This is a genomic window from Promicromonospora xylanilytica (genome assembly GCF_054782895.1).
The window spans coordinates 1-13,194 of record NZ_BAAGRP010000007.1; the positions used below are offsets into that span (position 1 = coordinate 1).

Annotated in this window: 8 protein-coding genes; 1 reads left to right on the forward strand and 7 read right to left on the reverse strand. The window is 75.2% G+C overall.

Going from position 1 to position 13,194, the window contains the following annotated elements; genetic code table 11:
* Window positions 1-1,572, reverse strand: a 1,572-nt coding sequence (locus ACYVK7_RS07935) for a DUF222 domain-containing protein (RefSeq protein WP_460887152.1), incomplete at its 3' end; no start/stop codon positions are given.
* A 150-nt stretch (window positions 1,573-1,722) separates the two neighbouring features.
* Between ACYVK7_RS07935 and ACYVK7_RS07940 the strand changes: the two genes are divergently transcribed.
* Window positions 1,723-2,133, forward strand: coding sequence for a GNAT family N-acetyltransferase (locus tag ACYVK7_RS07940; RefSeq protein ID WP_460887153.1), 411 nt, complete (start codon window positions 1,723-1,725; stop codon window positions 2,131-2,133).
* A gap of 60 nt (window positions 2,134-2,193) precedes the next feature.
* Here the strand turns inward: ACYVK7_RS07940 and recD are convergent, their stop codons facing one another.
* Genes recD through ACYVK7_RS07970 form a run of 6 tightly spaced genes read right to left on the reverse strand, consistent with a single transcriptional unit; the run spans window position 2,194 to window position 13,189 of the window.
* The gene (gene recD, locus ACYVK7_RS07945) at window positions 2,194-4,017 is read right to left on the reverse strand and encodes an exodeoxyribonuclease V subunit alpha (RefSeq protein WP_460887154.1); all 1,824 of its coding nucleotides are present in this window, start codon (window positions 4,015-4,017) and stop codon (window positions 2,194-2,196) included.
* Window positions 4,014-7,391 (reverse strand): UvrD-helicase domain-containing protein, encoded by a 3,378-nt coding sequence (locus tag ACYVK7_RS07950; protein WP_460887155.1) that lies wholly within the window; start codon window positions 7,389-7,391, stop codon window positions 4,014-4,016. Before ACYVK7_RS07950 ends, recD begins: the two co-directional genes overlap by 4 nt.
* Window positions 7,391-10,792 (reverse strand): exodeoxyribonuclease V subunit gamma, encoded by a 3,402-nt coding sequence (recC, locus tag ACYVK7_RS07955; RefSeq protein ID WP_460887156.1) that lies wholly within the window; start codon window positions 10,790-10,792, stop codon window positions 7,391-7,393. The genes ACYVK7_RS07950 and recC overlap by 1 nt, the downstream gene beginning before the upstream one ends.
* 29 nt (window positions 10,793-10,821) lie before the next feature.
* Complete coding sequence (locus ACYVK7_RS07960; RefSeq protein ID WP_460887157.1) at window positions 10,822-11,541, reverse strand: 4'-phosphopantetheinyl transferase family protein; 720 nt, start codon at window positions 11,539-11,541, stop codon at window positions 10,822-10,824.
* Window positions 11,542-11,561: 20 nt separating this feature from the next.
* Window positions 11,562-12,455 (reverse strand): CPBP family intramembrane glutamic endopeptidase, encoded by an 894-nt coding sequence (locus ACYVK7_RS07965; RefSeq protein WP_460887158.1) that lies wholly within the window; start codon window positions 12,453-12,455, stop codon window positions 11,562-11,564.
* A 14-nt stretch (window positions 12,456-12,469) separates the two neighbouring features.
* Window positions 12,470-13,189, reverse strand: a complete 720-nt coding sequence (locus ACYVK7_RS07970; RefSeq protein ID WP_460887903.1) for a thioesterase II family protein — start codon at window positions 13,187-13,189, stop codon at window positions 12,470-12,472.
* Window positions 13,190-13,194: the final 5 nt, after the last annotated feature.

Sequence of the window (13,194 nt, forward strand, 5' to 3'; positions counted from 1 at the left end):
GACCGCACGCCGCATCTGCCCGGTCACGGTCCGTTGCGCGCGGCCGACGTCCAGTACCGCACCATCGGGACCGAACACGATCCGCGTGACCGCACTGTCACACGCCAACCGCCGCAACAACGCACGTGGCGCACGACCACCGGTCTCCGTGAACACCGCACCACCACCCGAGAGCAACCCGGACAGCGACGTTGTACCGGCCGTGCCCGTGGCGCCGACCGCGCCCGTGCTGGTGGTGCCAGTCGTGCTGGTCGTGCCAGTCGTGCCGGCTGTGCTGGTGGTGCTGGTGGTACCGGCTTGGTTTCCGCGCGTGGTCGGGTTTCCGCAGGTCAGGCAGAGTCCGTCTCGGGTGCGGGTGACCTGGGTCTCCAGCTCGGTCCAGGACACCGTGACATGCAGGTGCGGCGCGATCGCCGCGCCCGGAGAGGCCTGGTTCGTGTCCAGCACGACCCGCGCCACATCAGCCAACCCTTGCGCCCGCCGCTGCCCCGGTGTGCGGGTGTCCTCCGCGGCCGGGGCACCCATCACCGCGGTCAGCGCGCTCTGGACCAGCAGGCCGTGCTCGTCAGTGAGGAACCCGGCCACGTGATACCCACCCAACGTCTTGGACAGGTCCAGGAACTCACCCCGGGCCGCCTTGTCGTCGTCGATGTCGTCGGTATCCGGGTCGGTCACCGACGCGAACCGGCGCGCCACCACCCGGAACTGATCCGCGTTGAGCACGTTCGCCTCCCGCAGGACCAGGCCCTCACCCGTGACCAGCGTCCCGTCGGTGACCGCGTCCTGCAGCACCCGGGTGACCACCTCACGGGTGCGGGACCCGTCCGGGTCATCCACCGGGTCCGGGACGTCCACCGCGACGCTCTGCACGAACTGTTCCGGTGTCGTCGTCTCACCCGTACGGGTATCGATCAACCACGCCAACGCATCCGTACGCGTCTCACTGGTCGGCGCGACCTCCGTCAACACCCGCACATGATCCACACCCACGGTTCCCGCGACCAACCGTTCCCGCGTCACCGGCAGTGCGGTGACCAAACGACGGGCCATCAGCATGTCCTTACGCGCCGTCCCAGCCGAGACACCCTCACGCACCCGCAGCCAGGACGCGAACGTACGCGCCACACCACCCGACCGCCACGAACCTTCCGCCTCGATCCGAGGCAGCACCGTGTATCGGACACCGTCCAACCGGCCGGTCACCCGACGAATCCGGGCATGCGCCTCGACCAACCGGCCCACACTGGGTGCGTCCCACCCCTCCAACACCCCCGGGTCCGTCAGGACCGCGAGGTCAGCTACCGCGTCCTCGATCCGCGCCAACGCGTCCTCGACCGACCGAGCAGAAGGCAGACCACCAGGAGGCAGACCACCAGGCGCCGTCCCGTTCGTCGACTGCACCACCAGCACCCACCCCCTAGCCCGTCGTCGCCTGTTCGCCGATCCCATTATCTCGAACACTCGTACGGCCTGCAGGGCCAAACTGAAATCTGTGGATAACTCTTCATGAGGCAATTCAGGACCTCGGACGTCTGGAGATCCTGCGGACCAGCGGCCATCCCACCGCCGCATGCCAGGCGGCCTACAAGCTGGCCTGCCCCCATATCCACCGATGGCGCTGCCACCGCCCTGGGACCGACCTGGTCCGCCGGCCTTCGCCGACGCCGCCGCCCCCTCGAAAGACGTTGCCGACAGCCCCGATCATCGTCACGCTGGAGCACCATGCCTACAGCTGAAGTCGTCCTGGACTGGCGCCGGCCGGTATCGGACGAGGAGATCGTCGACCTCACCGAGTCCCACGGCGGCGTTGCTGATCCTGGATGGTGGGACCGGATCCGAGGTCATTCGCTGGGGTGGGTCACTGCCCGGAGCGACAGCGGTCTGCTGGTGGGGTTCGTGAACGTGGCGTGGGACGGCGGAGACCACGCCTTCCTGATCGACACCAAGACGCGTCCCACTCACCAGCGGCACGGAATCGGCTCAGCGGTCGTGCGTCGTGCGGCCGAGGAAGCCAGGGCAGCAGGCTGTGAGTGGATGTTCGTCGACTTCGAGCCGCACCTCGAGAAGTTCTATCTCGAGTCCTGTGGTTTCCGCCCGACGCTCGCCGGGCTCATCCACCTCACCGACGCCTGACCAGGCCCTGCTGCCCCACCCCTGCTCCAACCCAGCTCAGTCCCTGCTCAGCCCCGCAACTCAGCCCCGCAACCGCTCCGCCAGCCCGGTCGCCCGCCGCGCACGGCGGTCGACGGCGGCGCGCACCGCCTTCGGTGTGCCGACCACCCGCACCTGCCGTCGCGCGCGCGTGACCGCCGTGTAGAAGAGCTCGCGCGTCAGCAGCGGCGAGGTCTCGTCCGGCAGCAGCACGGTCACCGTCTCCGCCTGGCTGCCCTGGCTCTTGTGCACCGTCATGGCGTGCAGCGTCTCGACGTCGCCGAGCCGCGAGACCGCGAACGAGGAGCCGCCGCTGATGTGGGCGCGCAGGTCCTCACCCTCGGCGACCACCACGCCGGTGTCCCCGTTGAACAGGCCGAGGCCGTAGTCGTTGGCCGTGATCAGCACCGGCCGCCCCGGGTACCACCGGGTGCCGACCGCGGCCCCGAGGTAGGTGCCGGAGGCCTCGCCGAGCCAGCGCTCGACCTGCCGGTTCCAGTGCGCCACGCCCCACGCGCCTTCCCGGTGCGCGCACAGCAGCCGGTGCCGCTCGGCCGCGGCCAGCGCGCCTGCCGCGTCGCCGGCCAGCGCCAGGCCGCGCACGTCGACGGCGTGCCGGGTCAGGTCGTCCTCGAGCCCGGCGAGCCCGGCCGCGTCGTCGGGGTGCACGAGCCGCACGGCGCCGTAGCCCGCCGCCAGCTCGGCGAGCACCGTGTCCGGGTCGCCTGCCTGGATCGCGGCGGCCAGCCGGGTGATCGCCGCGGTCTCCGAACGGTGGTCCGTGACCAGGGCGGCCACGGCGTCGGCGTCCCGCTCGCCGAGCCCGGTGACCAGGTCGGCGAGGACCGCACCGGCCTCGACGGAGGCGAGCTGGTCGGGGTCGCCCACGAGCACGAGCCGCGCGTCGGGCCGCACGGCCTCCAGCAGCCGCGCCATGAGCGTGAGCGAGACCATGGACGTCTCGTCCACCACGACCACGTCGTGGGGCAGCCGGTTGGCGCGGTCGTGCCGGAACCGGGTGTCCGAACCGGGCCGCCTGCCCAGCAGCCGGTGCAACGTGCCCGCCTGGAGACCGGCGAGCCGGCGCCGGTCGTCGGGGGTGAACCCGGGCCGTCCGGCCTCCGGGGGGGCATCGAGTGCCTCGGCCACCGCCTCCTGCAGCCGCGCGGCGGCCTTGCCGGTGGGCGCGGCGAGCGCGATGCGTGGCCGCCGCCCGCCCGCGTGCTCCGCCTGCTCGGCCAGCAGCGCGAGCAGGCCGGTCACCGTCGTGGTCTTGCCGCGCCCGGGACCACCGGTGAGCACGGTGGTGCGCCGGCGCGCGATGGACAGCGCGGCGGCGCGCTGCTCGGCGTACGCGGCACCGGGGAACAGCCGCGCGGCGCTCCGTTCCAGCAGCGGTTCGTCGACCACGGGGGCCGGGACCGCCAGCCGCGCGACGACGTCGTCGCGCACCCGCCGTTCCTCGCGCCAGTACCGGTCGAGGTAGAGCAGGCCCAGGTCGGCCCGCACCACCGAGCGCCGAGCGAGCGGACTGGCCGCGACGCGGTCCAGCCAGCCCTCGACCGCGGGCCAGGGCAAGGGATCGCTCTCGGGTTCGCCAGGTCCGTCGGGCCCAGCGGCGTCGCCGAACGAGCCCAGGTCCACGCAGACGGACCCCTGCCGCACCGCCCGCACCGCGAGCGCGACGGCGAGCCGCACGCTGTCGTCGTCCTCGCCCACGATGTCGGCGGTGCGGCGAGCGACATGGACGTCGGCGGCCGTGAGCACCCCGGCGGCGTTGAAGGTACGCAGCAGCCCGGTGGCGCCCAGCGCCAGCCGCGCGTCGTGCAGGTCGTCGCCGGTCCAGCGCTCGATCACGGGCATCATGCGACCTCCTTCCCCGACTCCCCCGCCGACCCGTCGAGCAGGTCGGACAGCGCGAGCACGAGCGCCGTCGGCGTCCGCCACGAGAACACGCCGGCAGGGCTGCCGTCGACTGAGGGCGTGTCCGGCCCGGCCATGCCGCGCACGAACAGGTAGAGCGCCCCGCCCAGGTGGGTGTCGGGGTCGTAGCCGCGCAGCCGCCAGCGCAGATAGCGGTGCAGCACCGCGCCGTAGAGAAGGGCCTGCAGGGGATAGTGCGAGTGCAGCATGGCCTCCGCCATCCGGGGCCGCGCGTAGTCGGCCACGGCGGGGCCGAGGAAGTTCGTCTTGTAGTCGACCACCACGAAGCGACCGGCGGGCAGCCGCAGGACGGCGTCGATCGATCCGGTGAGGTAGCCGCGCAGCGGCTGGTCGCCCAGCTCGGGCTGCTCGAGCCGGTCGGCGTAGGCGGCGAGCGGGTCCCCGGCGGGCAGGTGGGCGCGCAGCAGCGGGGCCAGGTCGCCGAGCCTCGCCGCCTCAGCGCCGCGGCCGCGCAGGTCGCCGCCACCGAGCGGCAGCTCGAACGTCAGCTCGCGCAGTCGGTCCGGCAGGCCGATCTGGCCGAGCGTCAGGCCGTCGGCCAGCGGTCCGAGCGGCGTGCGGTGCAGGGGCACGAGCGCGTCGGCGAGCTGCGCCGGGTCGACAGGGACCGGCCACCAGCGCAGCTGCTCGGTGACGTGGTCCAGCAGCTCGGCGCCCAGGTCGGGAGCGAACGGGTCGGCGTGCTCCAGCACGGCGTGCACCAGCGAGCCGAAGGTGGCGCCCCTGGGCAGGTCGGCCAGGGGCGACGCGCCGACATCGGGCACGAGGGCGTCGGGCACGAGGGCGTCGAGCACGAGGGCCTCGTCGGTGTCGGCCTCCGGCGCGGCCGGCTCGTCGTCCGTACCAGAGGCCTCCGGCTCGCTGCCCACGGCCGGCTCGTCGGCGGCGGAGCTGATGAGGCCGCTGTAGGACGTGCGGCGCCACGCCGTGTCGACCTCACGGCCGAACGTGCGCACCTCGAACGGCGCGTGCCGGGCCACCGGGGCGGGTGCTGACGCGACCGCGGGCACCGCGAGCTCGGCCGCGGGGCCACCCAGCTCCTCGAGCAGCCGCAGCACCCGGGTCACGTACTCGTCGTCCTTGACCGGCTGCGTGCCCGGCACCGCTCGCGTGCCGGGCACGCGGCCGAACACGAGGCGGTGCAGCCCGCTCGTGGGTGTGCTCGACGTCGGCGCCCACCAGGCCACCACCTGTGACTGCGCGCGAGTCAGGGCCACGTAGAGCTTGCGCAGCTCCTCGCCGTCCTCCTCGGCGCGGTGCAGAGCGCAGCGCGCGGCCCACTGCGCACCGGCCCCGGAGACGTCGATCGTGCGTGCGCCGTGGTCGTCGTGGTAGAGCGCCGTGTCGACGGGGCGCGCGTAGTTGTCGTAGGCGAACGGCAGGTAGACCACTGGATACTGGAGCCCCTTGCTGCCGTGCACGGTGACGATCTGCACGGCAGCGGCGTCGGAGTCCAGGCGCCTGGGCCGCTCGGTGGCGCCCGTGCGCCGGCGCTCGTCGCGGAACCAGGCCAGCAGGGCGGTCAGACCGAGCGACTCGGTGACGGCCAGCTCGTGCAGGAGCTGGCCGAGGTGGCGCACGTCGGTCAGCAGGCGCTCGCCCTCCGACCGGGCGAGCAGGCGGCCGCTCAGGCCGCGCTCCTCCGCGGCCTCCAGGAGCGCCGCGACGCCCCGGTGGCGCACCAGGAGTGCCCAGCCGTGCAGTGTGTCGGCGTCGCGGGCTGTGGCGTCCTCGCCGCGGGCGTCGAGGTCGGCGGCGGTCCGGCCGAGAAAGCAGGTCAGGGCCGCCGCGCGCACGAGTCCCGAGCGGTGGGGCGCCTCCAGCGCCTCCAGGAGGGTCAGCCACTCGTCCGCGGCGGGTGTCGCGAACACGTCCCCGCCGGACATCACGGCGGGGACTCCGCGCGCGGCGAGCGCGTCCTGCACCAGGCGGCCGTGCGCCCGCGCGGAGACGAGGACGGCGACGTCGCCCGCCACCAGGGGGCGGCCGTCCCACGTCGCGCCGGAGGCGAGCAGCCCGGCGACGTCGGCGGCGAGGTCGCTCGCCACGTGCTCCCGTGCAGGGACCGCCTTGACGAGCCCTTTGTACTGGGGCAGGCCGTCACGCGGCACCTGCCGCAGCCGGAACGGCGCAGGGTGGGGAGCGCCGGCCAGCCGGCTCCCGGCGCTCTCGGCCGTCACCGGGTGCACCACGATCTCGTCGTGGCCGAGCGCCGCGTTGCCCAGCAGCACGCCGAGGGTGTCGACCAGCGGTGCGTCCGAGCGCCAGTTGCTCCCCAGCGTCGCACGCGTGCCGGCACCGCGGGCGGCGTCGAGGTAGGCGACCACGTCGCCGCCGCGGAACGCGTAGATCGCCTGCTTGGGGTCGCCGACCAGCACCATCGCCTCGGCCTGCGCGTCGGCCCGCGAGCGTCCGCCGCCGAAGGCCCGCTCCAGCACCTGCCACTGCACGGGGTCGGTGTCCTGGAACTCGTCCACGAGCACGACCTTCCAGCGGTCGCGCATGCGCGCGCCGACAGCGCTCCCGCCGTCGGCGGACGGGTCGAGGGCGTCGGCGAGCCGGCCCAGCAGGTCGTCGTAGGACAGGATGCCGAGGCGCCGCTTGCGGCGCTCCATCTCGGCGCGCACCTCCTCGGCGAAGGCGACACGGGCGGAGCCCACGGCGTCGGCCGGGTCGGCGTCGGCGAGCGCGGCACGCGGGTCCTCGACGGCGGCGGTGGCGACCCGGAGCGCGCAGGCCCGGTCGAACAGTGGCGGCTGCTCGGCGTTGCCGTACCGGCGCAGGTACACGTCGTCGACCACCTCGACGGTGAGCTCCGCCAGGGACTCGACGAGCTCCGCGCCGGGCTCGGTGTCCCCGGCGACGCCCAGGGAGCGCAGCACGAGCTGGCAGAACTGGTGGATGGTCGCGATGGTGGCGTGGTCGAACGCCGCGAGGGCGTCGGCCAGCCGCCGGTGCCGGGCGGCCCGTTCTGCGGCGTCGACGTCGAGCAGCGCGGTCAGGACGGCGTCGACCGGGCCGGTGTCGCGACCCGCCAGCGCGGCGGCGAACGTGCGCTCGGCCCGCAGCAGGGCGCCGCGCACACGGTCGCGCAGCTCCTGGGTCGCGGCGCGGCCGAAGGTCACCACGAGCATCTGGTCGAGGGGTACCACGCCCTCGGCGACGTACCGGGTCACGAGCGCGCCGATCGCGAAGGTCTTGCCGGTGCCCGCGCTCGCCTCCAGCAGCGCCGTGCCCCGGGGCAGCGGCCCGGCCAGGTCGAAGACACGGTCGAAGCCCCCGTCGAGGACGTCCATCAGTCGCTGAACCTCTCGTTCTGAAGGAGCGGGTTCCACACGCGCATCGCCAGCGCGCCGAACCGGGTCGTCTCCCCCGGGTACTCCTCGCCGGGCCGCGGTTCCTCGCCGGTCGCGGGCAGCGGGGCGCCGGGGCCGTGGACGCGCACGTGCTCGGGTCGGGCGCCCTCGCCCTCCGGGCGTCCGTCGACCCACTTCTGCCCCGCCCACCGCTGGCCCGCGCGGAACCGCGCGTCAGCGGGGTCGGCGCCGGTCCGGCGCGCCTCCGCGTAGGCGAGCGACGCCCCCACCGGCAGCGGCAGCGGCTCGGTCAGGCCGCGGTCCCGCAGTGCGACCAGGTCGCGGAGCAGGTCCACGGCCGTGTGGTCGAGCGGTCCCAGGCGCGAGCCCTGCCAGGTCCCACGCGAGCGGGGGTTCGCGGGTCGACCGAGCGTGTAGGCGACCCAGGGGCGGTCGTCGTCCGACGCCGCGAGCGCCAGCAGCCGGATCCACGACTGCAGGCGGTTCCTGCCGGCGAGCCTGCTGTACGACACGGAGACCAGGCGGTCGCCGTGCAGCCCTGGCACGGTGCCGCGCAGGATGCGTCCGTCGGCCAGGTCCACGTCGACGTCCACGGCTCGTGCTGGGCTCGCGCGCAGCCCTCCGGCGGCCTCGGCGAGCGGGCCCACCTCGTCCGCGATACCGCGCAGGAGGCGCCAGCCCAGGCGTCCGGGCGGGAGCTGCCCGCGCCGCCACTCCTTCTGGACGGCGTCGGCGAGCGGGGTGCCGGACAGCACGTCGTGCAGCACCCGCTCGCCCACGGCCCAGCGGCCCAGCCCGTCGAGCTCGACCGGCAGGCCGTCGTCGAGCGGTTCCTCGTCCCAGGCCCTGCCGACGTCGAGGCGCTGCGTGAGGAACCCGCGTGCCGGGGATCGGTAGAGGGCGAGCAGGTCGTCGAGCGCGACCACGCCGTCGTCCGAGGGCGCGGGCTCCGGGAGCGGCGAGGCCAGGAACGGCACCGGCGGTGTGCGAGGGCCGGCCGCGGCGCGGGCGCCGGTCAGGGCGGCGCGGTCGAACGTGAAGGCCGACCCGGGCACGAGGGCTCCGGGCTCGACGGTGCGCCGGTCGAAGGGCTGCAGCGGGTGCCGCACGGTCACCGCCTGGGACACGGGGCGGCCGTCGGGCGTGTGCGCCGTCTCGTCGAGCGCGTCGAGCAGCTCGCCGAGCGGCACGGCGGGCGGGCGGGCCTGACCCGAGTACTCGTCGGCGCCGGTGCAGGTCACCACGAGGGTCTCGGTGGCAGCGAGGATCGCGTCGAGGAAGAGCTGGCGGTCCTCGCTGCGGGGGTCGCGCTCCCCGGTGCGCGGCTCGCGCGCGAGCACGTCGTCGCCGTCGGTGACGCCGACGCGTGGGAACACGCCGTCGTCGAGCCCCAGCAGGGCGACGACGCGGTGCGGCACCGAGCGCATCGGCACGAGGGTGGCGACCGTGAGCGTGCCGGTGCGGAAGTTCGCGCGGGTGGGACGGCCCGCCATCCGGTCGGTGAGCAGCGCGCGCACGTCCGGCAGCCGCAGGGTCACTGCCGGGTCGGGCGCGTCGGCGCGCACGCGGGCGAGCTCGCGCCGCACCTGCGCGAGCTGCCAGGCGTCGGCGTCCGGGACCGCGGTGAGTGCCCCGACGCCGTCCTCGAGCACGGTGAGCCAGTGCGCGAGCGGGTGCCCGCCCGTGAGCGCGTCGGTGACGTCGCGCAGCCGCTCCACGAGCTCAGCCGTCCGGCCGGCCAGCTCGGCCTGCCCGCTGCCGACGTCGTCGAGCGGCAGGGTGCGGTCCAGCCAGGTGCCGGTGTCGTCGGACATCGCGACGCCGGCCAGCAGCCGGTCCAGGCCCGCCCGCCAGGTGCCGGCCCCGTAGTCGGCCAGGCCGAAGTCGGCGCGGTGCTCGGCGTCGAAGCCCCACCGCACCCCGGTCTCCCGTGCCCAGCGGGCGAGCTGGTCCAGGTCGTCGTCGCGGAACCCGAAGCGGCGGCGCACGGGCTCGGCGTGGGCGAGGTCCACGACGTCGCCGACGCCGGCCCGCCCGCCCGCGAGATCGAGGAGCCGGGAGACGACGGCGAGCAGGGGGTTGGTCCGGTCCAGCGCCCGGTCCGCGAGGCGCACGCGCAGGCCGTGCGCGGGGTGGCCCTGCGGCCCGACGACGTCGGCGAGCCCGAAGGCCGCGGTGACCAGGGGCGCGTAGGTCTCGATGTCGGGGCACATGACGAGCACGTCGCGCGGCTCCAGCGACGGGTCGTCGGCCAGCAGGCCGACCAGCACGTCGCGCAGCACCTCGACCTGCCGGACCGGGCCGTGGCAGGCGTGCACCTGGACCGACCGGTCGGCGGGGTCCAGCGGGCGGGCTGCCGCGTCGCCGACGGCGTCGGCCCGCAGGTCGTGCTGCAGCATCCCCAGGAGGGTGGACGGGCGCGCCTCGTCGTGGGCCGGCTCGTCGTGGGCCGGCTCGTCGGGGACCGGCTCGTCGTGCGCCTCGACCACCGAGAGGGTGCGCTGGAGCTCGCGCGTGTCCCGGCTGAGCGTGGCCAGGAGCCGGTGCCCGACGCGTTCGTGGGAGCGGTCCGCGGCCCGGTCGACGGGCCCGCCGAGGTCCTTGAGCGCCGCCCAGAGCCGCGCCGAGGGGTGCGGCAGCCACAGGTGCACGTCGCGGTGCCCGCCGAGTGCGCCCAGCAGCTCGACCTCGCTCGAGGCCAGGCGCGTGTGGCCGAACAGGGACAGCCGCCCCGGCAGGTCGAAGGCACCCGGGTCGGTGCGCAGCCGCTCCACCACGGCGGCCTGCCGAGCATGCGGCGGCTCGGCGCCGACCCGCTCGGCCAGCGCACGCCACAGCGGCGGCTGCCAGGCGAGGTCGGCGGGGACCGGGCGCCCGCACCCGTCGGTGTCCCGGCCCGCGGCCCAGTCGGCGACGAGCGCCGGACGCTGGGTCGCGTACCCGGCGAAGAGGCGGGCCAGGCGGCCCGCGACGGCGAGCCGCCGACCGCGGCGCAGGTCGCCCTCCTCCCCCGGCACGCCATGGCCCAGGTGCTGGGCGAGCAGTGCCGCCCACGGCTCGTCGAGACTCTCGTCGACCGCCGTCAGCAGCGGCCACGTCAAGGCCTGGGGTGCCCACGGGTCCTCGTCCCGGGTGCCCGTGACGTCGGCGAACAGCGACGCCGGCGAGCGCAGGTCAACGCCGGCGCACACCCCGTCGTCCTGCCCGGGGGCGGCGCCGAGCCGGTGGCTGAGGCGCTGCGCGAGCCAGCGCTCGACGCCGCGCGCCGGCACGACCACGACCTCCGTGGCGAACGGGTCCTCCAGGGGCTCCGCGAGCAGGTCCCCCAGCCCTCGCACAAGGAGGTCCGTGCGCGACGCACGGTGGAGGACGACTGGCATGGCGCCAACGTATCGCGCACGGTGGCGATCTACGCGGTGGTCGGTCCGAGGGCCTCGACCTGGAGCTCCACGACGCGCGGGGCGCCGGCCGACCACGTCGCGAGGGTCGACGTGGTGCCCGGCGGACCCGCGAGCGCGGTCAGCCGCCATCTGCCCACCTCGGGCCAACGCTCGAACGACACCACCCGTGGCCCGCCGGGCCCTTCCTCGACGACGACCTCCGTCGGGGCCACCCGCAGCCCGTGGCCCGTCGCCTTCAGCACTGCCTCCTTGCGGGTCCAGCGGGTGAGCAGGCCGGACGGCGCGCACACCTCGCCCGGCGCGAGGATCTCGCCCGCCAGGTCGGCCAGGTCGCCGCGCCCGACCTCTTCGATGTCGAGACCCACCAGGCCACCGGTGCCGCACGCCAGCCCCACCCACGAGCCGGAGTGCGTCACGGAGATCTCGTACCCGGGGATCCCGGGCGGCCCGTGGTCGCCACCGCACCCGCCGCACCGCCTGTGCACCACTGCCGCCTCTGGTGAGGTGCCCGAGGCCGCACCGGCGAGGATGCGTACCGCTGCCGCGCCGACCACGAAACGGTCCCGGTCCTCCTGGCGTACCAGGGCCGCCTCCCGCGTTCGTTCCGCCGTGGAGAGCAGACCACGGTCCACCGCCGACGCCGTCGCGGCGGGGATCCACCACACGTGCAGCATGCCGGTCCGGGGCAGGGACAGCTCGTCCAGGCCGCGTGGCGGTGCCGGGGCCACGGGCCTCACCGGATCCTGGCTCACCAGATCATCAGGAGCACGGCCACGATGGTGAGGTCCGCCAGGACGTGGGCCACCCACGGCAGCAGCAGCCCGTGCGATACGTGGCGCAGCGCGCTCAGGACCAGCCCGTACCCCGCCGCGAGGAACACACCCCACCAGCCGCTCGGAAACCCGTACCAGTGGGACGCGCCGAACATCACGGCGGCGAGCACCACCGCGGCCGCGCCACGCATGTCGCGCCCGAACGCCCGCTGCGCCACCCCGTTGTACGCGCACTCCTCGGCGGCGGCGTTCACGAACGAGAACCCGAGCGCCCCCAGCACGACCATGACGGGGCCCTGGTCGGCGAGGAGCTGACGGTAGGCGTCGTGCCCGCTGCCGTCCTCGCCCACCGCCTGGGACCACACCACCAGCGCCAGCGCGGAGACCGGCACGATCGCGGCGGTCAGCCACAGGCCCGCCCGGTTCGTCGTACCCCGGCGGAACCAGTCGTCCACCAGCCCGAGCCTGCGCACGCGGCTCGCCGGCACGTACAGCGCGACGGCGGCGACGAGCGGGAGCGGCCACAGGGCCACCGAGGCAGCCCCCGGCACGCCGGCGGCCCCCAGCACGGTCCCGGCACCGCGCAGCAGCCAGATCGCGGCCACGAGGCACACCGCGAGCGCAGCGACGCTCGGAGCGCCGGACGGCGCGCTGCCCCGCGGCCCGGTCTTCGCGGCCCGCACGGCGATCAGAGCGGCCGCGACCACCATGACGACCGGGCCGACGACCGGGTGCCCGCCGGCCACGACCGCCGCGACCAGGCACCCGGCGGCGACCAGCCCCGGCAGCCACGTCCACCACGTGGTCGTCGAGGGAACGGCCCGGCGGTCGGCGCCCCCGGTCGCCGGGCTCGGCTCGGCATCGCTCATCGATATCCCATCGGCTAGTGTCGAAGGTCGGCGCTCGTTCGTCGGGCGGTACGCCGGACCACCTCGACGACCTGTGCGGCGTGCTGCTCCAGGAAGAAGTGTCCACCAGGCAGCTCGGTCAGGCCCTGCCAGTCCTCCGCATGCTCTGCCCAGGCCGCTACCTGGGACGCGGGCGCGGCGACGTCGTCGGTCCCGGCCAGGGCCAGCAGCGGCGCTCGGACCCTCCCGGCCGGGCGGAGCGCGGCGGCCAGGAGCAGGTCGGCACGCAGGGCGGGCAGGATGATCTCGAGCAGCTCGGGGTAGGCCAGGACCTCCGGTGGTGTGCCACCGAGGTCCGTGAGCTGGGCGATCAGCGTGCGGTCGTCCAGGTCGCCGGTCCCGCCGCGGCCGTCCGGCGGCGTGGCGGCCGACACCGCGACGAGGCCGATCTCACGCCCGGCCCGTTCTGCCGCGTACGCGACCGCGTGGGCGAGCGAGCCGCCCAGGCTGTGACCGAACAGCACCGGCCGCCCGGGAACGTCGTCCAGCGCGCCGACGAGCTCGGCGACCACCCGCACCGGGTCGGTCTCGGCGTGGTCCAGCGGCCGCCGGGCGCGGCCGGGCAGGTTGACCGTCCAGATCCCGTCGCCGGGCGGCAGGAGCCGCAGCCACGGGTAGTACCAGTCCCCGTTGCCGCCGGCGAACGGCAGGAAGACCCAGGCCGTGCCGTCGTCGACCGGACGGAGGCAGGTCATGGCGG

Bases quoted from the DNA above. Each gene is read 5' to 3' on its own strand.
- ACYVK7_RS07940 (WP_460887153.1), top strand. From the start codon at position 1,723: ATGCCTACAGCTGAAGTCGTCCTGGACTGGCGCCGGCCGGTATCGGAC.
- recD (WP_460887154.1), bottom strand. From the start codon at position 4,017: ATGATGCCCGTGATCGAGCGCTGGACCGGCGACGACCTGCACGACGCG.
- ACYVK7_RS07950 (WP_460887155.1), bottom strand. From the start codon at position 7,391: ATGGACGTCCTCGACGGGGGCTTCGACCGTGTCTTCGACCTGGCCGGG.
- recC (WP_460887156.1), bottom strand. From the start codon at position 10,792: ATGCCAGTCGTCCTCCACCGTGCGTCGCGCACGGACCTCCTTGTGCGA.
- ACYVK7_RS07965 (WP_460887158.1), bottom strand. From the start codon at position 12,455: ATGAGCGATGCCGAGCCGAGCCCGGCGACCGGGGGCGCCGACCGCCGG.
- ACYVK7_RS07970 (WP_460887903.1), bottom strand. From the start codon at position 13,189: ATGACCTGCCTCCGTCCGGTCGACGACGGCACGGCCTGGGTCTTCCTG.